At 67.1% G+C, this 26,598-nt stretch carries 20 protein-coding genes and 1 pseudogene; 7 read left to right on the forward strand and 14 right to left on the reverse strand.

The genetic code is table 11. From position 1 onward, the window contains the following. Positions 1–61 precede the first annotated feature (61 nt). The 7 genes from ABQJ54_RS17710 to ABQJ54_RS17740 all read right to left on the reverse strand — a co-directional run bounded on the left by ABQJ54_RS17710 (position 62) and on the right by ABQJ54_RS17740 (position 10,212). Positions 62–805 (reverse strand): helix-turn-helix domain-containing protein, encoded by a 744-nt coding sequence (locus tag ABQJ54_RS17710; protein ID WP_367855643.1) that lies wholly within the window; start codon positions 803–805, stop codon positions 62–64. A 363-nt stretch (positions 806–1,168) separates the two neighbouring features. Continuing rightward, positions 1,169–1,705, reverse strand: a complete 537-nt coding sequence (ppa, locus tag ABQJ54_RS17715; protein WP_367855644.1) for an inorganic diphosphatase — start codon at positions 1,703–1,705, stop codon at positions 1,169–1,171. Positions 1,706–1,844: 139 nt separating this feature from the next. Next, positions 1,845–3,362 (reverse strand): MocR-like pyridoxine biosynthesis transcription factor PdxR, encoded by a 1,518-nt coding sequence (gene pdxR / locus ABQJ54_RS17720; protein ID WP_367855645.1) that lies wholly within the window; start codon positions 3,360–3,362, stop codon positions 1,845–1,847. Positions 3,363–3,435: 73 nt separating this feature from the next. Continuing rightward, positions 3,436–5,010 carry a tetratricopeptide repeat-containing sulfotransferase family protein gene (locus ABQJ54_RS17725; RefSeq protein ID WP_367855646.1) on the reverse strand — a complete coding sequence of 525 codons (1,575 nt, stop codon included), beginning with the start codon at positions 5,008–5,010 and terminating at the stop codon, positions 3,436–3,438. An 81-nt stretch (positions 5,011–5,091) separates the two neighbouring features. Then, positions 5,092–6,039, reverse strand: coding sequence for a redoxin domain-containing protein (locus ABQJ54_RS17730; RefSeq protein ID WP_367855647.1), 948 nt, complete (start codon positions 6,037–6,039; stop codon positions 5,092–5,094). Between the two features lie 133 nt (positions 6,040–6,172). Beyond that, positions 6,173–9,334, reverse strand: coding sequence for a TonB-dependent receptor (locus ABQJ54_RS17735; RefSeq protein ID WP_367855648.1), 3,162 nt, complete (start codon positions 9,332–9,334; stop codon positions 6,173–6,175). Positions 9,335–9,501: 167 nt separating this feature from the next. Continuing rightward, positions 9,502–10,212, reverse strand: coding sequence for a helix-turn-helix domain-containing protein (locus tag ABQJ54_RS17740; RefSeq protein ID WP_367855649.1), 711 nt, complete (start codon positions 10,210–10,212; stop codon positions 9,502–9,504). 487 nt (positions 10,213–10,699) lie between these two features. On the opposite strand from ABQJ54_RS17740, the gene ABQJ54_RS17745 reads away from it, so the two are divergent. From ABQJ54_RS17745 to ABQJ54_RS17755, 3 genes are all read left to right on the forward strand, one after another. Further along, positions 10,700–11,197 carry a hypothetical protein gene (locus ABQJ54_RS17745; RefSeq protein ID WP_367855650.1) on the forward strand — a complete coding sequence of 166 codons (498 nt, stop codon included), beginning with the start codon at positions 10,700–10,702 and terminating at the stop codon, positions 11,195–11,197. Between the two features lie 90 nt (positions 11,198–11,287). Continuing rightward, positions 11,288–11,815 carry a hypothetical protein gene (locus ABQJ54_RS17750; protein WP_367855651.1) on the forward strand — a complete coding sequence of 176 codons (528 nt, stop codon included), beginning with the start codon at positions 11,288–11,290 and terminating at the stop codon, positions 11,813–11,815. 144 nt (positions 11,816–11,959) lie between these two features. Next, on the forward strand, positions 11,960–12,166 hold the full coding sequence (locus tag ABQJ54_RS17755; protein ID WP_367855652.1) for a hypothetical protein: 207 nt from the start codon (positions 11,960–11,962) through the stop codon (positions 12,164–12,166). A gap of 37 nt (positions 12,167–12,203) precedes the next feature. Here the strand turns inward: ABQJ54_RS17755 and ABQJ54_RS17760 are convergent, their stop codons facing one another. The 4 genes from ABQJ54_RS17760 to ABQJ54_RS17775 all read right to left on the reverse strand — a co-directional run bounded on the left by ABQJ54_RS17760 (position 12,204) and on the right by ABQJ54_RS17775 (position 18,634). Beyond that, positions 12,204–13,034 (reverse strand): 2OG-Fe(II) oxygenase, encoded by an 831-nt coding sequence (locus tag ABQJ54_RS17760; protein ID WP_367855653.1) that lies wholly within the window; start codon positions 13,032–13,034, stop codon positions 12,204–12,206. A gap of 711 nt (positions 13,035–13,745) precedes the next feature. Beyond that, positions 13,746–15,881 carry a prolyl oligopeptidase family serine peptidase gene (locus tag ABQJ54_RS17765; protein ID WP_367855654.1) on the reverse strand — a complete coding sequence of 712 codons (2,136 nt, stop codon included), beginning with the start codon at positions 15,879–15,881 and terminating at the stop codon, positions 13,746–13,748. Positions 15,882–16,082: 201 nt separating this feature from the next. Then, positions 16,083–18,140: a sodium-translocating pyrophosphatase gene (locus ABQJ54_RS17770; protein ID WP_367855655.1), complete on the reverse strand. Its 2,058-nt coding sequence runs from the start codon at positions 18,138–18,140 to the stop codon at positions 16,083–16,085. Positions 18,141–18,292: 152 nt separating this feature from the next. After that, positions 18,293–18,634, reverse strand: a complete 342-nt coding sequence (locus ABQJ54_RS17775) for an RcnB family protein (RefSeq protein WP_367855656.1) — start codon at positions 18,632–18,634, stop codon at positions 18,293–18,295. Positions 18,635–18,822: 188 nt separating this feature from the next. Here ABQJ54_RS17775 and ABQJ54_RS17780 point away from each other — a divergent pair, with 188 nt between their 5' ends. Continuing rightward, positions 18,823–19,641 carry an isocitrate lyase/PEP mutase family protein gene (locus ABQJ54_RS17780; protein WP_367855657.1) on the forward strand — a complete coding sequence of 273 codons (819 nt, stop codon included), beginning with the start codon at positions 18,823–18,825 and terminating at the stop codon, positions 19,639–19,641. 42 nt (positions 19,642–19,683) lie between these two features. Here ABQJ54_RS17780 and ABQJ54_RS17785 read toward each other — a convergent pair whose 3' ends face one another. Then, the gene (locus tag ABQJ54_RS17785; protein ID WP_367855658.1) at positions 19,684–20,961 is read right to left on the reverse strand and encodes a 6-phosphofructokinase; all 1,278 of its coding nucleotides are present in this window, start codon (positions 20,959–20,961) and stop codon (positions 19,684–19,686) included. Between the two features lie 155 nt (positions 20,962–21,116). On the opposite strand from ABQJ54_RS17785, the gene ABQJ54_RS17790 reads away from it, so the two are divergent. Beyond that, entirely contained in the window at positions 21,117–21,701 is a 585-nt protein-coding gene (locus ABQJ54_RS17790; protein ID WP_367855659.1) for an adenylate kinase, read from the forward strand. A gap of 146 nt (positions 21,702–21,847) precedes the next feature. After that, on the forward strand, positions 21,848–23,290 hold the full coding sequence (gene mpl / locus ABQJ54_RS17795; RefSeq protein WP_367855660.1) for a UDP-N-acetylmuramate:L-alanyl-gamma-D-glutamyl-meso-diaminopimelate ligase: 1,443 nt from the start codon (positions 21,848–21,850) through the stop codon (positions 23,288–23,290). A 266-nt stretch (positions 23,291–23,556) separates the two neighbouring features. Here mpl and ABQJ54_RS17800 read toward each other — a convergent pair. Beyond that, positions 23,557–23,832: pseudogene (locus ABQJ54_RS17800) on the reverse strand (ATP-binding cassette domain-containing protein); the annotation flags it as partial. 182 nt (positions 23,833–24,014) lie between these two features. Here ABQJ54_RS17800 and ABQJ54_RS17805 point away from each other — a divergent pair. Continuing rightward, the gene (locus ABQJ54_RS17805) at positions 24,015–24,833 is read left to right on the forward strand and encodes an SDR family oxidoreductase (RefSeq protein WP_367855661.1); all 819 of its coding nucleotides are present in this window, start codon (positions 24,015–24,017) and stop codon (positions 24,831–24,833) included. 7 nt (positions 24,834–24,840) lie between these two features. On the opposite strand, the gene ABQJ54_RS17810 is transcribed toward ABQJ54_RS17805, so the two are convergent. Next, on the reverse strand, positions 24,841–26,499 hold the full coding sequence (locus ABQJ54_RS17810) for a GMC oxidoreductase (protein ID WP_367855662.1): 1,659 nt from the start codon (positions 26,497–26,499) through the stop codon (positions 24,841–24,843). Positions 26,500–26,598 lie beyond the last annotated feature (99 nt).

A 26,598-nucleotide genomic window follows, 5' to 3' on the forward strand; every position in this document is an offset into this window, starting at 1 on the left:
CTGATTCGAGGTTGGGCTTGCTTTGTCGCGTGGATGGAGCAAGGTCGCGGCGATGGGGCGCCTAGCCGATCAGCGATTTCCTGCTGCAGAAATAGCCGTTGAGCACGGAGTGGAAGGCGACCATGCGTGTGGCGTGACCGGTTTCCCCGGCATGGCCGAGCAGGTGATAAAGCCGTACCAGGGCGTCGGCCCGCTGATGCAGGTCCAGCGAGCCGCCGACCAGGCCGACGTAGGACTGGAGCAATTGCATCGCGGCGGCCAGCAGGGTCTGATCGACGGAGGCGATGGAAGCCGTGCCGGTTGCGTCTTGCGGATCCGTGTGGGGCGGTGGTGGGGTGCTTGCCGCCCCCTCTCCCGGTTCGGGTGGCGAGGCTGACGCCGGCACCGCGTCTTCACGCGCGGGAATTTTCACCGGGCCCTCGCCGACGATCAGCCAGCGCAATGAAATGCCGAATGTCTGCGCCAGCACGATGCAGCGTTCGCGCGAGATGTCGCTGCGGCCGTGGCACCAGTTGCGCACGGCGCCTTCCGAGAAGCCGCAGTGCCGTGCGATGGCCGTGGCGCCACCGACCATGCGGCAAATGATTTGCATGCGCCCCGGCAAGTCGTTGATGGCAACGGACAGCGGTCGCGGGTCTGCGGTTGGCAGGCTTCCATCAGGGCTGGCGGCAGGGATCCCGGCGATTCGTCGCGACGGAAACGCGACAGGCAATGGATCGTTGCCGGAAATGCCGCTGGCACGGGTGTTCATGGCCAAGGCCAAACGGAAAGTGCGGGCCTCAAGAAACTGTGCGGTCGTCGTCATCGAACTGCTCCGCAGGCAACAAGCCGCCGCAACCGGAGCGGGTCCGGCCGGGCATGTGAAGAGTTGTTTGTTGAAACGCCAACGCTTCGTTACAAAAGCGTCTGGTCGGCAGAGTAGGCGAGCCGATATGGCAGGCGCGTAGCCAATTTTCTTCAATCGGCTAAGGCCAAGTTCGGTCGCGCATCGCTCGGCAACGAAAGCAGCAGGCCGGCCGTGAGCGCATGAAAAACGGCGCGCCGCCCAGGGCGACGCGCCGTTTCTTGCGGCCATCATCCATGCTGGCCGCTGTGCAGGTCATCGCCTGCGCGATGTCAGAAATCGCTCACGGCGATAATTGTCCGGCTCAGGTCTTGGAAATCCGCTTCAGGCCTTCGAAGCCTTGTAACGTTCGACGCCAGCGGCGATCTCGGCCTTCGCCGCGTCGGCGCCGACCCAGCCGTCGACCTTTACCCACTTGCCCTTCTCGAGGTCCTTGTAGTGCTCGAAGAAGTGGCCGATGCGCTCCAGCCAGTGCGGCGACACGCCCTTGATGTCGCTGATGTGCGCGTAGCCCGGGAACACCTTGGGCGACGGGATCACCAGCAGCTTCTCGTCGCTGCCGGCCTCGTCGGTCATCTTCAGCATGCCGACCGGATGGCAGCGGATCACCGAGCCCACGGTCAGCGGCAGCGGCAGGATCACCAGCGCGTCCAGCGGATCGCCGTCGCCGCCCAGCGTGCCCGGCACGTAGCCGTAGTTGCACGGGTAGCGCATCGGCGTGGACAGGATGCGGTCGACGAAGATCGCGCCCGAGTCCTTGTCCACCTCGTACTTGACCGGCTCGGCGTCCTTGGGGATTTCGATGATGACGTTGATTTCGTCCGGCACGTTGCGGCCGGCGGGAACCAGGTGCAGACCCATGGGGATGTCCTTGCGCGTGTTTCAGGGAGATGGAAAGCCCGCAAGGATACGCTACTGGCTGCTGCAATGCAGCGACGGAGCCTGAATGACAGGGCGGCCTGGCGTTGTTTCGCAGGAGTGTGCCCTGTGCGAGGGACCTTCAAGCCGGGCGCGCATCCATGTCGTCCAGGCACTGCCCGAACAGTTGCATGGCCTCGCGCAGGGTGGAGATCGGCAGGCCACAGTAGCCGAGCAACAGGCCGGGGCGTGCCGGCGGATTCAGGTAGAGCGGGGTTATCGAGTACAGGCCCAGGCCACGCCCGTGCGCGAGTTCGATCAAGGCCTCGGCACGCGCATGGTCGTACCCGCGCAGCCAGACCGCGACGTGCATGCCCGCGGGATGATCGGTGATCTCTACGCGCGCGCCCGCATGCTGGCGCAGGCCTTCGATCAATGCCTCGCGGCGCGCCTGCAGTTCCTTGCGCGCAAGGCGCAGATGCCGCTCGAAGCCGCCGTCCTCCATGAAATGCGCCAGCGCGGCCTGTTCGATGCCCGGACTGGCGATGTCGCTGAGGTACTTGGCGTTGATGAAATCCGCGACCAGCGCCACCGGCAGCACCACGTACGCCAGCCGCAGGGTGCCGAACAGCACCTTGGAGAAGGTGCCGACGTAGATCACGCGGTCGCCTTCGTCGAGCGAACGCAGGGCCGCCAGCGGACGGGCGTCGTAGCGGAACTCGCCGTCGTAGTCGTCCTCGAGGATCCAGCAATGGTGTTTCTCCGCATAGCGCAGCAGTTCCAGCCGGCGTGGCAGCGAGAGCACCGCGCCACTGGGGAACTGGTGCGAGGGCGTCACGCAGACCAGGCGCGGCGACACTTGCGGCAGTTCGGTGCAGACCAGTCCCTCGGCGTCGGCGCGCACGGGGCATATCCGTGCGCCGTGCGCGACCAGGGCCTGGTACAGGCTGAAATAGTGCGGCTCCTCCAGCACCACCGCGTCGCCCTCGTCCAGCAGCACGCGCGCAGTGAGGGCCACGGCCTGCTGGGTCCCGGCGACGACCATGACCTGGTCCGGCGAGGCGCGTATGCCGCGGCGGTGTGCGAGGTAGTCGCAGATCTGCTTGCGCAGGGCCGGCAGGCCCTGGATGTCGGCGATGTAGGGCGGGGTGTAGCTGGCAGCGCGTGCCAGTTCCCGTCCCCAGAGGCCGCTCAGGGCCGGGTTGATCTGCGAGTGGCCGTACTGCAATTCGTAGCGCAGTCCACGGTGCTTCGTGGCGATTCCCGGGGTGCGTACCTGCCGGGCGCGTTGTGCGTAGCGCGAGGGCGGCTCCACCGTCGGCTTGGCGGGAAGCAGCGGTGGATCGATTTGCAGCGGCGCCACGTAGCTGCCCGAGCCGGTATGCGCCTCGATGAAGCCCTCCGCGCGCAGTTGTTCGTAGGCGGCCAGCACGGTGGTGCGCGAGAGTTCCAGCTCGCGGGCGAATTCGCGCGTGGGCGGCAGGCGGGTGCCGGTCGCCAGCCGGCCGTCGAGGATCGCGCCCTTGAGCGCCCGGATCAGTTGCGCGTAGTGCGGGCCATGGCCGTCGAGTTCGAGGAACATGTCGGTGCCTTCGGAGACCGGCTTCGCAATAGAGCTGTGGCCATCGAAAAACTGCGTGCGCAGTATACGATCCGCCACGATGGAGCAATTCCGGGAAGTGGAAAATCGGGTGCCGGGTTGCGTGGGCATGGCGTATCCCGGAAACCGCTAGCTAGCCCGGAATGCCCAGCTGCCGCAGCAGGTCGCGCAGCGGGTCCAGCAGCGCACCGTAGCGGGCCGAGCGGGCGGTGTCCGATTGCAGTGGCTGGCGCACCTGGGCGGCGCTGGCCGTGCTGCGCACGGCTCGGGTGGTCTTGTGGAATGCCAGGCAAGCCGGTTCGAACGGCAGGTCGCAGAACGCCAGCAGTTCGCGGATCCTGCCTTCCGGGTCGGCCAGCATGTCCTCGTAGATGTGGTCGTGGTAGCGCTCAGGGAAACGCTGTTGCCAGAACCGGCTGATGCGGTCGTATCCGGCGTAGTAGTGCGCCATGGACTCGAAGTCGTAGGTGAAAGCGGCGCCGTCGCTGAACAGCTGGCGATAGCAGGCAAAGCAGGTTTCCAGCGGGTCGCGTCGGGTGTTCACCACGCGGGCGCCCGGCAGCATCGCCAGCACGGGGCCGACCAGCGACCAGTTGCCGAGGTTCTTGTCGGTGAACCGCGGCTTGTGCTTGCGCCAGTGCGTGGTGCGTTCCAGGTATTCGCAGCCCAGGCGATGCCAGTCTTCCGCCGTCGCCAGGGGCGCCCACTGGGCAAGCGTCTGTTGACGACGTTTGGACTCGCCGCCGATGACTGCAGCCAGATCCGGTATTTCGTTGGCGCCTTCCACCTGGGAATGGGAGGCGAGGATGTGCTCGGTGAGCGTCGATCCGGAGCGGGGCAGGCAGGCGATGAAGATGACCTCGCTGCCGAGCTTCGGATCCGCGGCAGGAGGCAGCGGCTGGGCGAAGGCTTCGATCAGGTTGTCGACCCGCTGCTGTTCGGCCGCGATGTCCCACGAGGTGAAGCGGCGCTTGATGGCATTCGCCGCTTGCAGCGTCTGGAAGGAGGCCGCCGGATCGTCCTGGTCCTCGAGTGATTTGGCCAACGCAAAACCCAGCCATACACGGTCGTCGGCGGAGAGGTTGGGACGCTCCAGCAATTGCCTGATGTGCCGGACCTCGGCGCTGTCGAGTTTCACCGTCTTGAGGTTGACCAGCGAGTACCAGGCCCTGGCATGGTTCGGATGGCTCTTCAGGACATCGCGGTAAAGCTGGACGGTTCCCGCAATGTCACCCAGGCCGTTCAGCACATTGGCCAGGGTCATGCGCGTCATGGTGTGCGAGGGATCAAGTGCCATCGCCCGCTCCAGTGCCGGACGCGCTTCCTCGGTATGGCGTGCGATGTGCAAGGCGCGCCCGAGGTTGTACCAGGGAGCGCTTGCATCGGGAGCCAACTCGCAAGCGCGACGCATGCTCGCAAAGGCGGCGTCGGGGTACTGGCACTGGAACAGCGCGCTGCCCAGGTTCATGTGTGCGTTGAAGTCGCCGGGCTTCAACTCGACTGCGCGGCGCAGATAGCCAACAGCCATGCCGGCGTTGCCGCGCACGAGCTGCACGACGCCCGAGAGCCGTTGCGCCTCGGCCGAATCCGGCGCGATGGCCACGGCCTGCTTCAAGATCTGTTCCGCGGTCGCCAGCTTTTGCGCTGCCATGGCCCGGGACGCGGCGGCCAACAGGTCATTCAATGGCCGGGTATCGCTGGAATCCATGGCGGGCTCCGTGGCCGAATCCCCAGGGGTCGGGTCAGGCCTGACGGCAATGGCCTTGGTCGGCAACAAGCAAATGGCAGATCAGCCGAAGCTGAAACTGTATACCTGCAAGCCTTTCGCGGGGATATGCAGTTTCAGCAGATGGCTGCCATCGGTGCCGCCGTCGAACAGGGTGTAGAGACGGCTGCCCTGCACCGTGACGGGGGGCTGCGGTTTGCCGTCGATCGTCACTTCCAGCGTGATGGGGCTGCTTGCGCTGGCGACCATGTAGAGCTTGGTGGCCTTGAACCGAAGTTCGATGTCGCCTTGGGCGCCCAGCAAACCCGCATATTCGTCGGTGGTTTCCCATAGGCCGTTCAACGCGTAGTGGTTGGGTGCCGGTTGCACGGGAGCGGCAAAATGACGCTTGCCGTTGTGGCCATCCTCGGAGCTGTCCAGGCCCGATTGGTCGAAACTGCCCAGATGCAGCTCGGGAGTGTCGTCGGCGCTGGGGGTGTAGCCGTTCGCGGCGGCGGTGTCGGGTAGCGCATCCAGCCCCAGCAACAGGCGGATGGCGTTCTCCATCCGCAGGTAGCCGCCTTCGCCGTACTGGTGGCCGATCAACTGGCCGTTCTGGCCGATCAGGTATTCGGCGGGCCAGTACTGGTTGTGCCAGCCGTTCCAGGTGGCGTGCTCGCTGTCCAGCGCCACAGGGAAGGTGATGCCCATGCGATGCACGGCGGCGGTGACGTTGGACGGGCTCTGCTCGAAATCGAATTCCGGCGAATGCACGCCGATCACCATCAGCCCTTTGTCCTTGTAGGTTTCGTACAGATGCTCGACGTGCGGCAACTCGCGCACGCAGTTGATGCAGGAATAGGCCCAGAAATCGACCAGCACCACCTTGCCGCGCAGGTTGGCCATGGTCAGCGGCGGCGAGTTGATCCAGCGGTCGATGCCGGTGAAGTCCGGCGCGGTCGCGGCCCGTGCCGCGACGATGCAGCAGGACAAAAGCAGCAGGAAAGCCAGCGAACGTGGTGGCAGCTTCATGGGGACACCTCCCGTTGCGGATGGTGCGTTGGGATCGCACGACGCGGCGAATGGCCGCGTCGGCGTGCCGTTGGATGCGGGGCGGCGCCGGTGGACACTGTGCCCCGCGAAGCGGCGCGCGGTGTCCGACCGGTCAATAGTCGTAGGTGATGCCGAACTGCACGTAGCGCGGAGCCTCCATGCCCGCTGGCAACAGATACGTCGGCAGTGGGGCTGCCGTAGTGCCATACAGCGAGTTGATCTGCGTGAGGTTCTGCTCGTTGAACACGTTGTGGATCTGCAGCTGGAAGTCCAGCTTGTGCTGAGCCCAGGCCGGACGGTAGTCCACCTGCAGGTCCAGCTGGTGCGTCCAGGGCGTGAAGCCGGTGGTGCCCGGCGGCGTCGGCACGCCGCCACACCAGTGGTATGCGCCACCGAACTGCGCATAGTTCTGGTAGTTGCTCTCGCCTGGGCCGTAGTAACCCAGGCAGGATTCCGGTGTGCCTGACGCAATGCGATAGATGCCGCCGACCATCCACTCCGGGGTGATCGCGTAGGAACCGTAAATCCGCAACTGGTGCTTCTGGTCGTTGGCCTGGTCGCCGTTGGCGTACTGCATGATCTGCCAGAAGTCCCACTGCTCGGTGGCGGACTGCGAACTGCCGCCCTGGCCGATGTTCGACTGCACCGGGCCCTCGGTGTCGCCGTAGCTGCGCGAGAACACGTAGTCGATCTTGCCGAACCACTTGCCGTCGAACGGATGCTCCAGGTACAGCTCCAATGAGTAGTAATCGCGCTTGGCCGGCGGGAAGTTGAAGGCCGCCCCCGGCATCTTGACCGTGCTGTAGCCACCGGTGCCGTTCGGGATGGTCAGGATGGCGGTGCTGCCCGGGTTGATCAGCACGCTGCCGCTGAGCAGGGACGGGTCGATGGTTACGCCCTGGGCCGCGGCCAGGGCGGTGATCTGCGGTTCGTAGGCCTGCGGATCGAAGTCGTCGATGACGCGGCCCAGCTTGTTTGCCGTACCGGTCACGCCGTACACCCACGCCGGATTGATCTGCTGCTGCATGCCCAGCACGAACTGATCCTGGTATTCCGGCTTGAGGGTTGCAGACGCCGCCGTCCTGGGATCGATCAATTGGCCGTTTTCGCCGTTGATGTAGTAGGTGTTGCCGCTGGTGGAGATGGAGCCGGGGATCGACTGGATCGGGGTCAGGCCGGTCGGCACGCCATCCGAATTCATGCCCGTGTAGCTGTAGAAGCTCTCCGAGTACAGCGGATAGCTGGCCTCGCGCAGGGCCACGGAGACCGGCATCGCCAGGTAGTAGCGGCCGGCGTTGCCGAACACCTTCATGCTGGAGTCGCCGAACACGTCCCAGCTGAAGCCGATGCGCGGCGCCCATTGCGGCTTGGTCAGGCGCAGGTAGGGCTCGCCCGCCGGGTTGTAGTTAGTGAAGTTGTCGTTGCGCAGGCCGATGTTCAGCAACAGGTTCGGCGTGACCTGCCAGTTGTCCTGGATGTATTGGGCGCGCTGCTGGATGCGCAGCGAGGACGTGAGCGTGGAGAACACGAACTTGTCCACGTAGTAGGTGCCGCCGTTCGGCACGGGGCCGATCGTGCCGGGAATGATGTCCTGCCCCGGGGTTCCGTTATTGCCATACTGCCAGGCATAGCCCGGACCGGTCATCTGCAGGCCATCCTCGAAATCGGCATCGTCGTCGTTGTCGATGCCGAACTGCAGGTCGTGGTTGCCCAGCTTCCAGTCGAGGTCGAGGCGCAGGTTGCGCACTTCCGACTTGTGCGACGCATTGTTGATTTGAGTGAAGAAGTTGCCGCTGTGGACCGGATTGCCGTTGGGCATGTACGCCGGGTTCTCCTGCGACGAGCTTATGATGTTCGCCACAGTCGAGTCGTAACCCGGATAAGGCGGCTGGTTGACGTAGTACTTGCCGTCCATCTTGCCGTACAGGAAGTTCAGCGTCAGGTTGTCGGTGATGTACGAGGTGTACTTGGCGATCCAGATGTTGAAGCTGTTCTTGGTTTCCTGGCCCAGGCTCTCGAACTGGCCGCGCTGGTTGGTGGTGTTGTCGTAGGCGTAGAACTCGGCCGGATCGTTGGTTTTCGAGTTGTAGATGTCGGTCAGCGACAGGATGTTGCTGTCGTTGATGTTCCAGTCCAGCTTGATGTAGTACTTGGGGTTGCTCGAATGCTGGTAGAACACGTTGCCCTGGTTGACGGTACCCACCGTCGTCGACTGCATCTTGTCGGCTTCGGCCGCCACGAACAGGAACAGCTTGTCCTTGATCAGCGGGCCGCCGAGGTAGGCGTCGTAGACCGTTTCCCAACTGCCGTCGCCTTTCCTGTACTGATAAAGCTGGCCGTCATTGCTGACGCACTGGCCGGTGCAACGCGGATTGCTGTAGTAGAAGTTGTCGAAGCTGCTCTGCGCGAACTCCGGCGACCACAGCACCTGACCGCCGAAGTGCCAGTCGTTGGTGCCGCTCTTGCCCACCTGGCTGATCACGCCGCCGGCCGAACGGCCGTACTGGGCGCCGTAGCCGCTGGTGAGGGTCTGCTGCTGGTCGATGGCGCCGTAGGGCAGGGCGATGCCGCCGGTGTTGCTGAGCGGGTCGGAGGTGTTGAAGCCGTTGATGTAGTAGGCGTTCTCCACGATGGACGAGCCGCCGAAAGAGATTGGCGACCCACCCGTGGGGCCGGGGCCGTTACCACCGCCCATACCCATGCTCATACCCATGAACATGGCCGCGCCCGGGACCGTGCCCGGTGCCAGCATGGCGATCGCTTCCGCGCTGCGCTGTATGGGCAACTGGGTCAGTTGCTTCGACGTGATGGTGAGGTTCTGGTTGGTGGAGGTCACGTCGATCGCAGGCAGCGCGTTCGCCGTCACGGTCACCGTGCTCAGGTTCTGCGCGTTGGTGCTGCTGCCGCCGGGCTGCACGAAGTCGGCCTCGGATGCACCGCCGGCGGCCGGATTGACGTTCTGGTGCGACTGCACCACGGCGCCGTTCTGGACCAGGCTGACCGTGTAGTTGCCCACTGGCACGGTCACCGAGTAGTGGCCGGTCTTGTCCACCGGAACGACGCGGTTGAAGCCGGCGCCGCCGGTGATCTGCACGGTGGCGCCGGAGGTGGGCGCGCTGCCGAAGATCGTGCCGGTGGTGGCCTGCGCATGCGCAGGCGCGAATGCGGTCGCGCCGTAGAGTCCCAGCATGGCGGCGATGGTCGCGCTCAATGCCGTGTGGTTCATCCGGTGCCCGTGGGGTTTGCGTTCGGTGCGCTGGCTGCTGTTGTGCATGTGACTCCCCTCGCGATGGGTGTTGGTTGCGGGGCTGCGCCCGGATGAATTGCGTCGCGTCCGCTGCTGCATGGAACGCTTCCCGGCGATGTCCGAAACGTTGCACGTGGTGTCGGTGAACAGCGTCTCCCGATCGTGCGGGGCGAGCGGACCGCACCGTCGCCGTGCTAGCCGATCAGTGATCTCCTGCTGCAGAAGTAGCCGCCCAGCGTCGAATGGAGCGCGACCAGGCGATCCGCATGATCGGTGCCACCCGCGCTGGCCAGCGCCTGATAGATCTGTGCCGCCGCGTCGGCGCGTTGCAACGGATTCAACGAGCCGCCAACCAGGACGATGTAGGACTGGAGCACGCGCAGTGCCGCGGCCAGCAAATCCGGATCGACCGTGGTGGCATGCGTTCCGGCATCGCCCGATGGATCGTCGTCGTCGGCAGGCGGATGCGCCGCGGCTTGTGCTGTCGACGCATGCAAGGCCGGTCCGCTTTCGTCCCGCATGCAACCCTCGCCGGTGACCAGCCAGCGCAGGGAAATGCCGAGCGTCCGCGCGATGATCACGCAGCGCTCGCGCGAGATGTCGCTGCGGCCGTGGCACCAGCTGTGCACGGCACCTCCCGAAAAGCCGCAGCGCTTGGCGAGGGCCGCGGCGCTGCCTGCGACGTGGATCAGCAGCTGCATGCGCGCAGGCAGGCCGTGCAGGTCGGCGACGACGGATGGCGTCTGCGGCGCAACCGTCATGGGCGCTGCGGGAACGTTCGTTCCCGGCGGATGCTCCACGAGCAGCGCGCTGTCATCGTCGTCGACAAGATTGCCGGCGCGGAAATCCCCGGCGATGGCCGGACGGACAGGCTGGGCACCGAGCTGGATGGCTGCTGTCGGCATCGAACTGCTCCGCGGCTGATCGAGCGATGGCATTCCACTTGGCGGCAGGTGGGGACTGCCGGGCACGTGCCAAACGGACGCAAGGGGGAATCGTCCGTTTGGATGTCAATGCTTCGTTATGAAAGCGTCTGAAAAACAGCGTAGGCGAGCAGAAAGTTTCGGTACATAGCCAATTCACGCGGAATGACCGAAGCCAATTCAGGATCGACGCACGTTGTGTGCCGATCGCCTTTTCGTGTCGATGCGATGTACGCGGGTATCGTTTCTCCGGCATGCCGTGGCTCCTCCGGCAGGCATGTGGATGAGGAAATCGGCTATGGAGAAAAAGCGCCGCCGCGTTTAGCCTGATGCCGCCGCGTGGCTTCACAACGGACGCGCGGGTGGCTTCGACGGATCGCCAGCCGCAACGGTCGTTTCCTTCCCCGGCATCGACGGACACGCGCATGCCGGCCACGACGTACCACCACCATCGAAGGTGCGTTCCGCCATGCCCGTGCTGTCGAAAGTCGCGGCGTCATCCATGGCCCGTGTCGCCGTCGCCCTGGTCGGCGGCGCGGTCTATGTGGGATCGCTGGACCTTGTCTATGCCTGCGGCTACTGGTGGTTGCTGCACGGCGTACCGCCCGGGCGCATCCTCCAGGTCATCGCCTCGGGCGTGCTGGGGAGGCGTTCCTTCGACGGCGGCATCGCCAGCGTATCGCTCGGGTTGCTCCTGCAGTACGCCATCTCGTTCGTGATGGTGGGCGCCTATTACGTCGTCAGCGGCTGGATGCCCGCGCTGATCCGCCGCGCCATATGGATTTACGGTGCCCTGTACGGCCTGTGGCTGTACGTGGCGATGAACGATGTCGTGGTGCCGCTGTCGGCTGCGGCGAAGGGCTCGACCATCCCGAGCTGGGTCGTGGGCAGCATCGTCGAGAGCGTCCTGTTGATCGGCGTGCCCATCGCCTGGATCGCACGCTGGGCGAGGAACCCGGGGGGATGAAGTGAGTATTCGCGAAGCCTTCGCACAGCTTCTGCTCATCGCCTTGCCGTGGGCGATCCTCGCGCTGCTGCATGGCAGGAGAACGCGCTGATGTTCGCCGCGCATTTCGCGGCCGGTCTCGCCATCGGCGCGCACGCGCGCCGCGCACCGATGGCCGCGCTGCTGGCGGGCGCCTTCCTGCCGGACATTGTCTGGATCGGCCTTGCCGTTGCCGGCATCGAGCCTTCCGCGCCGGCGGTCTTCTTCGATGGCTGGTCGCACTCGTTCGCCTCGGTCCTGGTCATGGCTGCGCTGTTCGCGCTGTGCTTTGCCCATGCGGGCATGCAGGCATGGTTGCCCGCCGGGCTTGCAGTGATGTCGCACGTGGTGCTGGACGCCATCGTCCATCCCGTGCCCATCGCGCTCTATCCGCATGCGTCGCTGCGCGTTCCATGGGATCTGTGGAGTTGGGGGGCGCAGCCGGCGGCGCTGGGTTTTTCGCACTACTGGTGGATCCAGCTTGCCGTGGTCGTCGCGCTGCTCGGCGTGTATGCGAGGGCATCGTTGCGATCCTCGTTTCCGCCCAATCTGGTGGCGGCGACCGTGCTGCTGGTGTTGGGCCTGCACATGGTCATCTGATTTTCCCGACAGACATGCAGCGGATACTGGGAGTCGTTGCGACGCGGTTGATCGCGGGTAGCGGGTCCATTTCGTCAAGGGGTGAGTGATGCTGGCCGGCGTGTATGCGCGGCTGGCCGCCCACTGTCGGCGCCGCAGATGGGCTTGTTCACGCTGCTGGTGCGGGTGCCCATCCTGTTGGCCGCTCCCAGCGCCAGCCAGTGGAGCGAATTTGTCATTTACTGCGCGTTGACCGCCGGCGGCTGGGTCGTGACGGATTCCTGCCGCGGCATATCGTGGCTCGCGGTGGGGCGGCGCCGATGCGGCGGCGCGTGCCTGACTGCGTCTGGTCACTTCCGGCCTGCTTCCTGAGGAACGACAGGCGCGGAGACGATGGATCAGGACGCAGCTAGTACGGCCGTTCGCGCAGCCACTTGGTGGCGATCCATTTCTCCCCGCGCAGTACCGGCAGGCCGGCGTGCAGCGAACTGGCGTCGCCGCCATCGTAGGCGAAATAGACGGCCGAACCGCGCAGCGCGGTGACGGTGAGGCCGACTGCGGGGAAAGCGGTACCGCCGCCGGCTTCGGGCGTGTTGAGGTAGATCACCACGCTGGCGATGCGCTGGCCGCCGCGTGCGGTGACCGTGGCGTAGCCGGGTTGGTCCGGATCGAACCAGTCGTAGTGCGGCTGGTATTCCTGGCCGGGCAGGTAGTGCAGGATCTGCAGGCCCTCGCCGTGGCTCACCGGGATGTCGAACAGGTCGGCAATGCGCTGTTCGAGTTGCGCCACCAGCGGCAGTTCCCCCGGCTTGAAGAACATGCCCACGCTGGTGCGCCGGTGATCCACCTGTTGCCCACCGGTCGCGTTCACGGTGAGCGCACGCCCAAGGCGGGGCGTGGCCAGCGCAATCAGTTCGTCGCATTCCTCACCTGACAGCAGACCGTCGAGTACACGCAACGCAGGCTTGTCCATGCTGAGTACAACCTTCACTTCGCGGTCGCCCGCTTTCGCCAGCGGTGCCTCTGGATGTTTCGTGCGGCGCACGAGCGCCGCATCGGCATCCACAAGCAGGTTGGCCGGCGGAAGCTTCAGTACCTCGGTCACGATGGCTCGGCTTCGCTGCGGATCGTAGCCATGCGCCCGCATCAGTTCGACCACGGTCTGCGGACTGTGCCCGGCGCGGCTGGTGGCGAGTATCCATTCGCGCAGTTCGAGGCTGATGGCGGTGCGTGCGTTCATGGTGCGATGGGGATCATGGGGTCGCCCAAGCTTACTTCACGGCGCTCGATGCGGGCCGGGCTTGTGCATGGTGGCGAGGGGGCTTCGCTGCCCTTCCTTGCCGCATTTGGCCGCGGCGGGACGCCTTTCCACGCTCCTGTCCTGTGAGGTTCGGCAGATCGGGGAACTGCAGTAACTCCATGTTGTGGTGCCGCCCCTCGAGTTGGCCGATCGCCTTGCCCGGTGCAACGTCGAGTGCAGCGAACGGCGATGTGGCGCCCTGCCGCCGATAGTCGAGCATGCTGCCGGTAGCATCGTGACGGCTTCCGTCCTTGGCGAGACACCTACTGCAATCCGCGCAGCGGCAGTGGCAGCGCACTTGGATAGGAAGACGTCGTATTCGCCACGGCCCAGTGAGTTGGACTGGGCGACTTTGCGTTGATTCCGCACGTGGATCATGACGATCACCCGGACGCTTCCCTGGTCAACGCGGAAAATGGGCTGCGAGGCTGCCGGTCCCGGTATATGCGATTGACGATCAGGCCGCCATCTAGAGTGATCGACGGCACCGTCGAAGTCGCCTCCGAAGGACACTGGAAGATGTTTACCCCCTGACCCGAACCGCAGTGGCCGGGCATCAGTCCGCATGCCTGCCGGTTTGCATGTCACGCTGCCCCGGAACGACGCGAGCGGGCACAAGGCCGGCTCGCGCGTGCTTCAGGGCCAGGCGGCTTACTTCAACTTGTCCCACAGGAAGTCGTACACCATCGCATGCATGTGCGCGGACTGTTTGTTGTCCGCGCCGGCGCCGTGGCCACCTTCGAGGTTCTCGTAGAACCACACGTCAGGGATGCCCATGCCTTCCATTTTCGCGGCCATCTTGCGCGCCTGCGCGGGGCCGACGCGGTCGTCGCTGGTGGTGGTGTAGAACAACACCGGCGGATAGCGGGTTTCCTTGTGCAGGTTCTGGTAGGGCGAGAAGGTCTTGATGAAGGCCCACTGCTTCGGATCGTCGGGGTTGCCGTATTCGGCGATCCACGAGGCGCCGGCGTCGAGGTGGGTGTAGCGCTTCATGTCGAGCAGCGGCACTTCGCAGGCGATCGCGCCGAACAGCTGTGGATACTGGGTGAGCATGTTGCCCATCAGCAGGCCGCCGTTGCTGCCACCCTCGGCGCCGAGATGCTTCGCGGAGGTGACGCCGCGTTTCACCAGGTCTTCGGCCACCGCGGCGAAGTCCTGGTAAGCCTTGGGCCGGTTGGCCTGCAGCGCGGCCTGGTGCCAGGCCGGGCCGTATTCGCCGCCGCCACGGATGTTGGCGACCACGTACACGCCGCCGCGATCCAGCCAGGCGCGGCCGATGCTGCCGCTGTAGAACGGCTGCAGCGAGACCTCGAAGCCGCCGTAGCCGTACAGCAGGGTGCGGTGGCTGCCGTCGAGCTTCAGGTCCTTCGGCGCGATCTCGAAATAGGGCACGCGGGTACCATCCTTCGAGGTGACGAAATGCTGGCTCACGCTGAACTTCGAGGCGTCGAAGAAGGCGGGCTGGTGCTTGACCGTCTCGGCCTTGCCCTCCCCCAGCACGCCACGCTCCAGCGTAGGCGGGGTGAGGAAGCCGGTGACGGTGAGCCAGTACTCGTCGCTATGGTCGGGGTCGGTATCGACCACCGCCACCGTGCTCATCGCCGGCGCGCCCGGCATGGCCTCGCGCCGCCAGTCGCCGGCGGTTGCGGGATTTTCGGGGGGCGTCAGCACTTCCAGCCGGCTCTTCACGTCATCCAGCACGTCGAGGATCAGGTGGTGCTGCGTCCACGCGTAGTTGGACAGCGCGGTGTGCGCGTCGGGCTTGAACAGCACGGTGAACACGCGCTTGCCGGCCATGAAGTCGTCGAACCTGGTGGCGATCAGCGCGCCATTGGGGTAAGTGGTGCCGCCCACCGTCCACGGCGAGCGCAGCGTCACCAGCAGCCACTCGCGGTGCGCATCGGCGCTGGCATCGCTGGGGATGTCGAGCTTCACCAGCTTGCCGTCCTTGCGCAGGAAGGTTTCGCTGTGGAAGAAGTCGGTGGCCACTTGCACGAAATCGCGCTCGAAGCCGGGCGTGCGGTCGTGGAAGGCGCTCACCGCGAGGTCGTCGGGCTTGCCCTCGTACACCGTGGTGGCGGCCGACAGCGGGGTGCCGCGCGTCCACTCCTTGGCGATGCGCGGGTAGCTGGACTTGGTCATCGAGCCGGGGCCGAAATCGGTGCCCACGTAGAGGTGGTCCTGGTCGATCCAGCCCACCTGGGTCTTGGCGATTGGCAGCTCGAAACCGCCTTTCACGAAGGACTTCGTGGGAATGTCGAACTCGCGCACCGCCACCGCGTCGCCGCCGTCGGGCGACAGCGAAAGCAGGCAGCGCGTGTAGGCGGGCTTCAGGCAATCCACGCCCTTGAACACCCAGCGCTTGCCCTCGGCCTTGTTCAGCGCGTCCACGTCCAGCACGGTTTCCCACTTCGGCTCGGCCTTGCGGTATTCGGCCAGAGTGGTGCGACGCCACAGACCGCGCGGATGCGCCTTGTCCTGCCAGAAGTTGTAGAGGTACTCGCCCATGCGGCTCACGTAGGGAATGCGCGCGTCGGAATCGAGCACCTCGAGGATCTGGTTGCGGGTGCGCTCGAATTCGGCGGAACTGGCGAAGGAGGCTTTCTCGGTGATCGCGTTCTGCTGCTTCACCCAGTCCATCGCGCGCGCGCCGTGGGTGGCTTCCAGCCACAGGTAGGGATCGTCGCTGGCGGCGGACTGGTCGGTGGTCGCGGCGTAAACGGTGTTCATGCCACCCAGTGTGACGCCCAGCGCGAGCGCCAGCCAGAGGGAAGTCTTGGAAGTCATGGATGCTCCTTGTCGGATGACCGTGTGTTGCGGCGAAAGCCTGAGTGTGATGGTGCGGCGCGGCGTATGCCTGTGGCTGAAGTCGGGTTCGCGGCTGAAGCCGCTCCTACAGGGGCAGGCACCGTAGGAGCGGCTTCAGCCGCGATGTGCCCGAAATGCGACAGGCCCCGCGAACGGGGCCTGTCGTCGTGCCGGATCCGATCAATGCAGCAGCGGGATGATCAGCAATGCCACGATGTTGATGATCTTGATCAGCGGGTTCACCGCGGGGCCGGCGGTGTCCTTGTAGGGGTCGCCCACGGTGTCGCCGGTGACGGCGGCCTTGTGCGCTTCCGAACCCTTGCCGCCGTGGTGGCCGTCCTCGATGTACTTCTTGGCGTTGTCCCAGGCGCCGCCGCCGGTGGTCATCGAGATCGCCACGAACAGGCCGGTGACAATGGTGCCGATCAGCACGCCGCCCAGCGCCTTCGGCCCCAGCAGCAGGCCGACCACGATCGGCACGATCACCGGCAGCAGCGAGGGCACGATCATCTCGCGGATCGCGGACTTGGTAAGCATGTCGACCGCGCGCGAATAGTCCGGCTTGGCGGTGCCCTGCATGATGCCGGCGATGTCGCGGAACTGGCGGCGAACTTCCTCCACCACCGCGCCTGCGGCGCGGCCCACCGCCTCCATCGCCATCGCGCCGAACAGGTACGGGATCAGGCCGCCGATCAGCAGGCCGATGATCACCATGTGGTCGGACAGGTCGAAGCTCAGCGTCTGCGCCACGCCGCCGCTGGCGGCGGCCTTCATCTGTGCGGCGATGTCGAGGTTGTGCGTGTAGTCGGCGAACAGCACGAGTGCGGCAAGGGCGGCCGAACCGATCGCGTAGCCCTTGGTCACCGCCTTGGTGGTGTTGCCCACCGCGTCCAGCGGGTCGGTGACGCCGCGCACCTCTGGCGGCAGGTCGGCCATCTCGGCGATGCCGCCGGCGTTGTCGGTGATCGGGCCGTAGGCGTCCAGCGCCACGATCATGCCGGCCATCGACAGCATCGCGGTCGCCGCGATCGCGATGCCATACAGGCCGCCCAGCGCGAACGCGCCCCAGATCGCCACGCAGATCGCCACCACCGGCAGGCCGGTGGCCTTCATCGAGATGCCCAGGCCCGCGATGATGTTGGTGCCGTGGCCGGTGGTGGAAGCCTGCGCGATGTGCTGCACCGGCTTGTAGTCGGTGCCGGTGTAGTACTCGGTGATCCACACGATCGCGCCGGTCAGCGCCAGGCCGATCAGCGAACAGAACCACAGGTTCATTGCGCCGCCATCGAAGCTCGCCATCATCTGCATGGTGATCGGGTAGAACGCGATCGCGGCCAGCACGCCCGACACGATCACGCCCTTGTACAGCGCGCCCATGATCGAGCCACCCGCGCCCACCCGCACGAACAGCGTGCCGATGATCGAGGCGATGATCGATACCGCGCCCAGCAGCAGCGGGTACAGCACCGCTTCGCTACCTGCGTTGCTCAGGGTGAGGCCGCCCAGCAGCATGGTGGCGATCACCGTCACCGCGTAGGTCTCGAACAGGTCGGCCGCCATGCCCGCGCAGTCGCCCACGTTGTCGCCCACGTTGTCGGCGATCACCGCGGGGTTGCGCGGATCGTCCTCGGGGATGCCGGCCTCGACCTTGCCCACCAGGTCGGCGCCCACGTCCGCGCCCTTGGTGAAGATGCCGCCGCCCAGCCGCGCGAAGATCGAGATCAGCGAGCTGCCGAAGGCCAGGCCCACCAGCGCGTGCAGCGCGTGCTCGCTGGTGATGCCGCTGCGGTTGAGGATCAGCCAGTAGCCGGCCACGCCCAGCAGCGCCAGGCCCACCACCAGCATGCCGGTGATCGCGCCGCCGCGGAACGCCACGTTCATTGCTGCCGAGAGACCCTGCCGTGCCGCCTCGGCGGTGCGCACGTTCGCGCGCACTGAGACGTTCATGCCGATGTAGCCGGCGGCGCCGGACAGCACCGCGCCGATCAAAAAGCCCACCGCGGTGGGCCAGGAGAGGAAGAAACCGATCAGCAGGAACAGCACCACGCCGACCAGGGCGATCGTGCCGTACTGGCGGTTGAGGTAGGCGCGTGCACCCTCCTGCACCGCCGCGGCGATCTCCTGCATCCGTGCGTTGCCCGGCGACTGCGCCAACACCCAGCGTGCCGACAATGCGCCATACAAAACTGCCACCACTGCACACGCGAGCACGATCCACCAGCCATACTGCTGCAGCATCGGAGCCTCCCCATGGGTTGTGGGCCGTCCGGAACGGGCGGTCACGGGGAGTATAGGCAGAGCCTGCCGCGTATCCTGTTGTGCGGCGCAACGTCCTGCAGGAACGCGAAGGCCACGCATCGCTGCGTGGCCTTCGTCGTCGTTGTATGGGTTCAGCGCGTGGCGATGTCTAGGATGATGCCGGTGGTGAGCGCGACCAGCAGGTAGTCGTTGTTCTCCGCGCGCACCCAGCCGTAGCCGCGCGGCGGCGGACGCAGGCGATAGTGGCCGTAGTCGTGCACCACGTAGATCGGGCCGCCGTAACGGTGGCCGCGTTCCCAGTGGCGATAGCGATCGTGGTGGCGGACGGCCGCATGGCGATGTTCGTCGCGGTGCCCGTGTCCCCGATGGTCCCGCTCGCCGTGGCGGTCGTGGCCGTGGTCACGGTCGGCCAGGGCCACGCCGCTGCCGGCGAGCAGGGGCAGGGCGAGCATCAGGCTGTGCAAGGTCTTCATCGCGGATTCTCCGGTCGCGCCGATGGCGGCTGGGGATGGAGCGTATGAAATTGCGTCTGAACGAATGATTATGTCGGCGACGCGTCGTCTTCCGGCAACAGTCGGCGGTTCGTCCTGGCGCATGCCGCGTGTCAGCAGTGACAACGAGGTCGGCACTGCGGTCGCGCGCGGCATAGTAGGCTGCGGGCATGAATCCCACCGACTTCGCGCCGCGCCGCGCCGCCTTCCGCAAGCTGCACGAAAGCGGCTGCTTCATGCTCCCCAATCCCTGGGACCCTGGTTCCGCCCGGGCCTTGCAGGGGCTCGGTTTCAAGGCGCTGGCGACCACCAGTTCGGGTTTCGCGTGGTCGCAGGCGCATGTCGACAACGCGATGGGCGTGGACGCGGTGCTGGCGCATTGCCGTGCGATCGTGGCGGCCACCGATCTGCCGGTGAACGCCGATTTCGAGGACGGGCATGCCCGCGACCTCAAGGAGCTGGCGGACAACGTGCGCCGTTGCGTCGACACCGGCGTGGCGGGCCTGTCGATCGAGGATTCGACCGGCGATGCCGGGCATCCGCTGTACGACCTGGACGAAGCCGTTGCGCGCATGCGCGCGGCGCGCGCGGCGATCGACGCCTCGGGCCAGGACGTGCTGCTGGTCGGACGCGCCGAATGCTTCCTGGTCGGCCATCCCGATCCGCTGGACGAATCGCTGAAGCGCCTGCAGGCCTATGCCGCAGCCGGCGCGGATTGCCTGTACGCTCCGGGCCTGCGCACCAGCGAGCAGATCGAGGCGGTGGTGCGCGGCGTCGCGCCGAAGCCGGTCAACGTGCTGGTCGGCTACGCCGCGCCGTTCACGCAGGTCGATCTCGCGAAACTCGGCGTGCGCCGGATCAGCGTGGGTAGCGCGCTGGCCGGGGCTGCCTGGGGTGGTTTCCTGCGTGCCGCGCGCGGCCTGGCCGACGGGCACTTCGATGGCTTTGCCGACAACGCCACGCACGCGCAGGCCAACGACCTGTTCTGAATGCCGTGCCCGGCGTCTGCCATGGCGGCATCCCGCGCGACCTCAGGGCTTGTCCGGCGACCACGCCGCCAGCTTCTTCGCCACCGGCAGATTCTTCAGCTGCACATAGGCCGGCAGGCCGTCCTTGCCGTTGGGCGGCGGGGCTTCGCCGGCGATCAGCGGCGCGAGGTGGCGGCGCGCGGCGGCGGTGATGCCGAAGCCGTCCTTGCGGATGAAGCCCCTGGGCAGCTTCTTCTCCCGGTTCGCTATTTTCGCCAGCGGCGCGGGTTCGATCTTCCAGCGATAGGGTGAGTCGGAGTTGCGCACGATCACCGGCATCACCGCGTTCATGCCCGCCAGCGCGCAGTCCACCGCGGCCTTGCCCACGGCGTAGGCCTGCTCGGCGTCCACCTTGGAGGCGAGGTGGCGGGCGGAGCGTTGCAGGTAGTCGGGCAGCGCCCAGTGCACCTTGTAGCCGAGCCTGCCCTTCACCAGCCCGGCCAGCGTGGGCGCCACACCGCCGAGCTGCACGTGGCCGAAGGCGTCGCGCGTGCCGGCGTCGGCGAGGAACTGCCCCGCCGCGTTGCGGATGCCCTCGGAGGCCACCACGGTGCACCAGCCCACGCGTTCCACCGTGGCCTTCACCTTGGCCAGGAACGCGGCTTCGTCGAACACGTTCTCGGGGAACAGGATCAGGTGCGGCGGCGCGTCCGCGCCTTCGCCGGCGAGGCCGGCCGCGGCGGCGATCCAGCCGGCATGGCGGCCCATCACCTCCAGGATGAACACCTTCGTGGAGGTGGACGCCATCGAGGCCACGTCGAGGCTGGCCTCCAGCGTGGAGACGGCGGTGTACTTCGCCACCGAGCCGAAACCGGGGCAGCAGTCGGTGACGGCGAGGTCGTTGTCCACCGTCTTGGGCACGCCGATGCAGCGGATGTCGTAGCCGAGCGCCTTGCCGATCTGCGAGAGCTTGAGCGCGGTGTCGGCCGAGTCGTTGCCGCCGTTGTAGAGGAACCAGCGGATGTCGTGGGCGCGGAACACCTCGATCAGCCGCTCGTACTCGGCGCGGTTCGCTTCCAGCGATTTCAGCTTGTAGCGACAGCTGCCGAACGCCCCGCCGGGGGTGTGGCGCAAGGCCGCGATCGCGGCCTTCGATTCCTTCGCGGTATCGATCAGTTCCTCGCGCAGCGCACCGAGGATGCCGTTGCGCGCGGCGTACACCGCGACGCCGCGGGCGCGCGCGGCCTCGATCACGCCGGCGGCGGTGGCGTTGATCACGGCGGTGACGCCGCCGGACTGGGCGTAGAGCAGGCGGCCGGACGTGGCGTTGCGGGTCGGCATGGCGATCTCCTGGCGTGAAGACCCAGTATCGCGCCAATGCGACGCATGTCGGTACTTCGGCACTGTTTTCCGTTTGACGACAACAGCCTTCAAACGCTACCGTGAAAGCCATTTCCCAGGGAATCGGCGGCCGTCCGCCGCCATTGCGGAGCGATATGCGACTCGTGCTACTCGGTGCGCCCGGTTCGGGCAAGGGCACCCAGGCCACCCGGCTGAAGAACGACCTGGGCGTGCCGCACATCTCCACCGGCGACATGCTGCGCGCGGCCGTGGCCGCAGGCACACCCACCGGACTCAAGGCCAAGGCCGTCATGGACGCCGGCAAGCTGGTCTCCGACGACATCCTGCTGGCCATGCTGGAAGAGCGCCTGGCCCAGGCCGACGCGAAAAGCGGCTTCATCCTCGACGGCTACCCGCGCAACCTCGCGCAGGCCGACGCGCTCGACCACCTGCTGGCCCGCATCGGCCAGCCGCTGGACGCGGTGGTGAAGCTGGAGGTGCCGAACGAGGTGATCATCAGCCGCTGCGAGATCCGCTACGCCGCCGAGCATCGCAAGGACGACGACCCGGCCGTGGTGCGCGACCGCCTCAAGGTCTACGCCGAGCAGACCGCCCCGGTGGCGGATTTCTATGCGAAGCGCGGCACGCTGCAGGTGGTCGACGGCGTGGGCGGCCTGGACGAAGTCACTGCCCGCGTGAAGCGCGCGCTCAAGGCCGAAGCGGCGGCCGCGAACGGCTGAGCCAGGACTTCCCCCTCTCCCGCTTGCGGGAGAGGGCTGGGGAGAGGGCGCTCTTGATTCGATTCGCCTTGCGTGAACTTTCCGCAAGCGCCGTATCCTCTCTCCCAACCCTCCCCCGGCGGGGTGGAGCCTTCCAAGGACTCTTCATGCGTCTGCACATCCTCGGCATCTGCGGCACCTTCATGGGCGGCGTGGCCGCGCTGGCGCGCGAGCTGGGGCACGAGGTCGAAGGTTCCGATGCCAACGTCTATCCGCCGATGAGCACCCAGCTCGAGGCGCTGGGCATCCGGCTGATGGACGGCTATGCGGCCGGACACCTGCAGCCTGCGCCCGACCTGGTGGTGGTGGGCAACGCGATGACGCGCGGCAATCCCGCCGTCGAATACATGCTCGACGAGCAGTTGCGCTACATCTCCGGCCCGCAGTGGTTGGGCGAGGCCGTGCTGGCCGGGCGCGAAGTGCTGGCTGTGGCCGGCACGCACGGCAAGACCACCACCACCAGCCTGCTGGCGCACCTGCTGGAAAGCGCAGGCATGTCGCCCGGCTTCCTGATCGGCGGCGTGCCGGGCAACTTCGGTGTTTCCGCGCGGCTGGGAGGCGCGTCGGGACACGCAAGCCCCGAACCCTCATCCGGCGCTGCGCGCCACCTTCTCCCGGGGGGAGAAGGGAAGGCCGTGCCGCCTGTGGCGGCGCCTTTTGTCATCGAGGCGGACGAGTACGACAGCGCGTTCTTCGACAAGCGCTCGAAGTTCGTGCACTACCGCCCACGCATCGCCATCCTCAACAACCTCGAATACGACCACGCGGACATTTTCCCCGACGTGGCGGCGATCCAGCGCCAGTTCCATCACCTGGTGCGCACCGTGCCGGGCAACGGCCGGCTGATCGTCAACGCCCACGACGAACGCCTCGCCGAAGTGCTGGCGATGGGTTGCTGGACGCCGGTGGAGAGCTTCGGCATCGGCCGCGGCGACTGGCAGGCCGAGCTGGTCGAAGCCGACGGCAGTGCGTTCAAGGTGACGCGCAAGGGCGAGCCGGTGGGCGAAGTGCATTGGCCACTGCTCGGCAACCACAGCGTGATGAACGCGCTGGCCGCGCTGGCCGCCGCCACGGCCGCAGGTGCCGATCCGCGCGCGCTGCTGCCTGCCTTCGCCAGTTTCGAGAGCGTGAAGCGGCGCATGGAACTGGTGGGCGAGCTGGATGGCGTGCGCGTCTACGACGACTTCGCCCATCACCCCACCGCGATCGCCACCACGCTGGCCGGCCTGCGCGCGAAGGTGGGCAAGGCGCGCATCCTGGTGGCGCTGGAACCGCGTTCCAATTCGATGCGGCTGGGCGCGCATGCCGAGGCGCTGGCGCCTTCGCTCGCCGACGCCGACGCCGTGGTGTTCCTGCATCGGCCCGAGCTGCCTTGGGACGCGCAGCGTGTCACCGGCGCCTTGCAAGGGCGCGGCAGCACGGCCGCCAGCGTCGACGCGCTGCTCGCGGCACTGCGTGCGCAGGTGCGGCCCGGCGACCATGTGGTGTTCATGTCCAACGGCGGCTTCGAGAGTGCGCCGCGCCGCTTCGCCGAGCTGCTGCGTTCCTGAGGGCCGCCCGGAGACCGCGGGGATTCATCCGGCCAGCGGGGCGTCGAAACATGGCGGACGGCGCAGGTACTCGCGTCGCGCCGAGCTCCGCACGCCCAGCCCGAAGCCCAGCGTGACCAGCACAGCAAGCCGCTGCCGATGGCGTGGCCCAGCGCGCCGAGCAGCCAGTAGCCGCCCCAGTACGCCGCGGCGGTGAAGTCGAGGTAGGCGCGCACCTTCATCCACGGGAACAGGTCGAAGGTCTGCGGCACGAAGCCGATGCGGTGCAGCCGCTCGCCGCCAGGCTCGGTCATCGGCTCGCCGAACAGCTCCACCGTGCCGGCGTCGATCGGCGAGAGGCCCAGCAGGCAGCGCAGCAGGGTGGTCTTGCCGGCGCCGTTGCGGCCGAGCAGGCCGATCACCCGTCCGGGTGGCACGTCCCAGTCGATGCCGCGTAGCACCTCGCGCTGCTTGAAGGACTTGCGCAGGCCGCGCACGCACAGCACGGGGGCGGCCTGCCTGTCGGCAAAGGTTGCTGTCGGCGCGGTAGCGATGATCGACATCCTTGCGCATGCTCCCCTGGATGGAACGTTAATGTGCCGTCGCGGTATGCGGTCGTCCAGCGGCGGCAGGTCATTGCGGCGCAATCTACTGGGCGGGCTGCGCGTGCCGGGCGGTACGCGTGGGCCGAGCCGCGCGATATCCTCCCGTGCTTACAGAACGTTTGGTTCTCCCGGGGATTTTCATGAGCAAGCTGTCGGGCAAGACCCTGTTCATCACCGGCGCCTCGCGCGGCATCGGCCTGGCGATCGCGCTGCGCGCCGCACGGGACGGAGCCAACATCGCGATCGTGGCCAAGAGCGGCGTGCCCAACCCCAGGCTGCCCGGCACCATCCACACTGCTGCGGCGGCAGTCGAGGAAGCGGGCGGACGCGCGTTGGCCATCAAGTGCGACATCCGCGAAGAGGCCGAGGTGCGTGCCGCGGCGGCACAGGCGGCCGAACACTTCGGCGGCATCGACATCGTGGTCAACAACGCCAGCGCGATCTGGCTGGCGGGGGTGGAAGGCACGCCGATGAAGCGCTTCGACCTGATGCAGCAGGTCAACACGCGCGGCACCTTCCTGGTCACGCAGAGTTGCCTGCCGTACCTGAAGCAGGCGGCAAATCCGCACGTGCTGATGCTGGCGCCGCCGCCCAGCCTCGATCCGAAATGGTTCGCGCCGCATACCGCCTACACCATCGCCAAGATGGGCATGAGCCTGTGCGTGCTGGGCATGAGCGCGGAGTTCGCGCCGCTGGGCATCGCGGTGAACGCATTGTGGCCGCGCACGGTGATCGCCACCGCGGCGATCGGCATGATCGACGGCGTGCGGCCCGAGCAGTGCCGCCGTCCGGAGATCGTGGCCGATGCCGCCCATGCCATGCTCGCCCGCCCCGCGCGGGAATGCACGGGCCGTTTCGCGATCGACGAGGATGTGCTGCGCGAAACGGGCATGCACGATTTCGAACGCTACGCGGTGCAGCCGGGCGCGCCGCTGCTGCCCGACCTGTTCCTGGATTGAACCGGCTCTAGGCCCCGCACAAGGCCTGCAGCCGGTCGGCCAGGCGCAGGCTCATCGCCACGATGGTGAAGGTGGGGAAGGCCCAGCCGCCGGTGGGGAAGACCGAGCTGCCGGCGACGTGCAGATTGTCCATGCCGTGCACGCGGCAGTCGCGGTCGACCACGCCGCGGCGCGGATCGTCGGCCATCCGCGTGGTGCCGAGGTGGTGCGCGGTGCCGCGTACCTGCGGCGTGCCGCTTTCGTCGCCCAGCCACGGTTCGGGCTCGAAGCGGCCGCCACAGGCGCGCGCCAGCTCTGCGCCAAACAGCTGGGCGGAAGTACGGAAGGTGTGGCGGTCCAGCTCGGTCAGGCGCCAGTCGATGCGCACCTTGCGCTGGTCCAGCGCATCGCGCTCCCGGGACAGGCTGATCCGGCTGTCCGGATTGGGCGCCTGCTCGAAATAGCCGACCAGGTCGACGTGGCTGGTGCGCACGGCGGGCTTGTCGGCCAGCTTGCGGCCCAGCGCATGGGCCACGTCGCCCATGCCGAAGCCCAGCTGCAGTGCGAGCTTGCCCAGCGAAGGGGCAGCGGGGGTACGCCGCCCGGGTGCCGGGGCCGCCTCGCTGCGCATGGCGGCGCACAGATGGGCCTCCAGGCGGGCGTTCTCGTCCATCGGCGGCTCGCGCAGTGCGGCGCGCAGGCTGCGCAGGGCGTGCAGGCCACGCGACACCCGCCCTTCCACCGCGAACGGATGTACGCGCGCATTGAGCATCCGGTGTGCGCGTTGCGCCTGCTCGGACAGGCCGATTTCCGGGAACGGCGGCGCCACGCCCTTGCCGCGCTGGCGATCGTAGGGGCGTGCGAGCCGATCGGCCTGGCGCGAATGGAGCGTGCCCAGCTTGCCGCTGGGGTGGTCCATGAAATAGCGGCCGACCAGGTCGTGGCGATTGCCCAGCCCGCCGGGCACGGTCGCATCGGACAGCAGCAGCAGCCGGGCGTTTTCGATGCCGCCGCAGGCCAGCACGTAATGCCGGGCACGCACCGTGCCGCGCCGTCCGGTAAGCGAGCCGATGCGAGCCTGGTGCACAGTCTTGCCGTCCGGCATGGCCTCGAGTTCCAGCAGGTTGGCATGCAGCAGGACGGTGAGGTTGCCGGCGCGTTCGAGTTCGGTGCGGTAGGCGCGGCCGAACAGCACCGGGCTGCGCACGAAGATCTGGTTGACCAGGGTGTCGGGAGCGAAGGGCAGCGGCGGCTGCGCGGGCGCGGTGAGGAAGCGGTCGCCATCGAGTGCATGGTCCTCGATGCCGCAGAACGTGCGCGCGCGCTGGTACCAGGGCGCCAGGTCCGCTGGCGAGAGCGGCCAGCCGCTGTGCGGCACCCAGTCGCGCGGGCTCATGTCCAGCGAGCTCAGCGGCATGCAGCCGCCGCCCCACAGGTTGCAGCTGCCGCCGAACACGCGCATGCGCGAGCTGACCGGATCGAATGGCGGCGAGCCGATCGAGTCGCCTTGGTACAGCGCCTGGCTGCGCAGTTCGCCGCCGGAGCCGCCGCCCTCGAGCAGGCAGACTCGCAGCGAGCTGCCGATGAACGTGCGCGCCATGGCGATCCCCGCCGCGCCGGCACCCACGATGCAGATGTCGGCATCCAGCTCCGTCGGCGCCGCGGCGTCGAGAAAATCGATGAACATGCCCTCGTATCCCTCCCGGCAAGCCCTTGGCGGACTGGAGTATAGGGACATGCCGGCCCCGGGCGGGATAGCCGTCCGCCGGGGAGGGCGCCGCTGCCC

Origin of the sequence: Rhodanobacter lycopersici (genome assembly GCF_040812335.1) — a bacterium.
GTDB classification, from domain to species: Bacteria; Pseudomonadota; Gammaproteobacteria; order Xanthomonadales; family Rhodanobacteraceae; genus Rhodanobacter_A; species Rhodanobacter_A lycopersici.

What these genes read in the sequence shown, in the direction of transcription:
- ABQJ54_RS17710 (WP_367855643.1), bottom strand. Translation starts at nt 805, where the DNA reads ATGACGACGACCGCACAGTTTCTTGAGGCCCGCACTTTCCGTTTGGCC.
- ppa (WP_367855644.1), bottom strand. Translation starts at nt 1,705, where the DNA reads ATGGGTCTGCACCTGGTTCCCGCCGGCCGCAACGTGCCGGACGAAATC.
- ABQJ54_RS17725 (WP_367855646.1), bottom strand. Translation starts at nt 5,010, where the DNA reads ATGGATTCCAGCGATACCCGGCCATTGAATGACCTGTTGGCCGCCGCG.
- ABQJ54_RS17730 (WP_367855647.1), bottom strand. Translation starts at nt 6,039, where the DNA reads ATGAAGCTGCCACCACGTTCGCTGGCTTTCCTGCTGCTTTTGTCCTGC.
- ABQJ54_RS17735 (WP_367855648.1), bottom strand. Translation starts at nt 9,334, where the DNA reads ATGCACAACAGCAGCCAGCGCACCGAACGCAAACCCCACGGGCACCGG.
- ABQJ54_RS17740 (WP_367855649.1), bottom strand. Translation starts at nt 10,212, where the DNA reads ATGCCGACAGCAGCCATCCAGCTCGGTGCCCAGCCTGTCCGTCCGGCC.
- ABQJ54_RS17745 (WP_367855650.1), top strand. Translation starts at nt 10,700, where the DNA reads ATGCCCGTGCTGTCGAAAGTCGCGGCGTCATCCATGGCCCGTGTCGCC.
- ABQJ54_RS17750 (WP_367855651.1), top strand. Translation starts at nt 11,288, where the DNA reads ATGTTCGCCGCGCATTTCGCGGCCGGTCTCGCCATCGGCGCGCACGCG.
- ABQJ54_RS17760 (WP_367855653.1), bottom strand. Translation starts at nt 13,034, where the DNA reads ATGAACGCACGCACCGCCATCAGCCTCGAACTGCGCGAATGGATACTC.
- ABQJ54_RS17765 (WP_367855654.1), bottom strand. Translation starts at nt 15,881, where the DNA reads ATGACTTCCAAGACTTCCCTCTGGCTGGCGCTCGCGCTGGGCGTCACA.
- ABQJ54_RS17770 (WP_367855655.1), bottom strand. Translation starts at nt 18,140, where the DNA reads ATGCTGCAGCAGTATGGCTGGTGGATCGTGCTCGCGTGTGCAGTGGTG.
- ABQJ54_RS17775 (WP_367855656.1), bottom strand. Translation starts at nt 18,634, where the DNA reads ATGAAGACCTTGCACAGCCTGATGCTCGCCCTGCCCCTGCTCGCCGGC.
- ABQJ54_RS17780 (WP_367855657.1), top strand. Translation starts at nt 18,823, where the DNA reads ATGAATCCCACCGACTTCGCGCCGCGCCGCGCCGCCTTCCGCAAGCTG.
- ABQJ54_RS17785 (WP_367855658.1), bottom strand. Translation starts at nt 20,961, where the DNA reads ATGCCGACCCGCAACGCCACGTCCGGCCGCCTGCTCTACGCCCAGTCC.
- ABQJ54_RS17790 (WP_367855659.1), top strand. Translation starts at nt 21,117, where the DNA reads ATGCGACTCGTGCTACTCGGTGCGCCCGGTTCGGGCAAGGGCACCCAG.
- mpl (WP_367855660.1), top strand. Translation starts at nt 21,848, where the DNA reads ATGCGTCTGCACATCCTCGGCATCTGCGGCACCTTCATGGGCGGCGTG.
- ABQJ54_RS17805 (WP_367855661.1), top strand. Translation starts at nt 24,015, where the DNA reads ATGAGCAAGCTGTCGGGCAAGACCCTGTTCATCACCGGCGCCTCGCGC.
- ABQJ54_RS17810 (WP_367855662.1), bottom strand. Translation starts at nt 26,499, where the DNA reads ATGTTCATCGATTTTCTCGACGCCGCGGCGCCGACGGAGCTGGATGCC.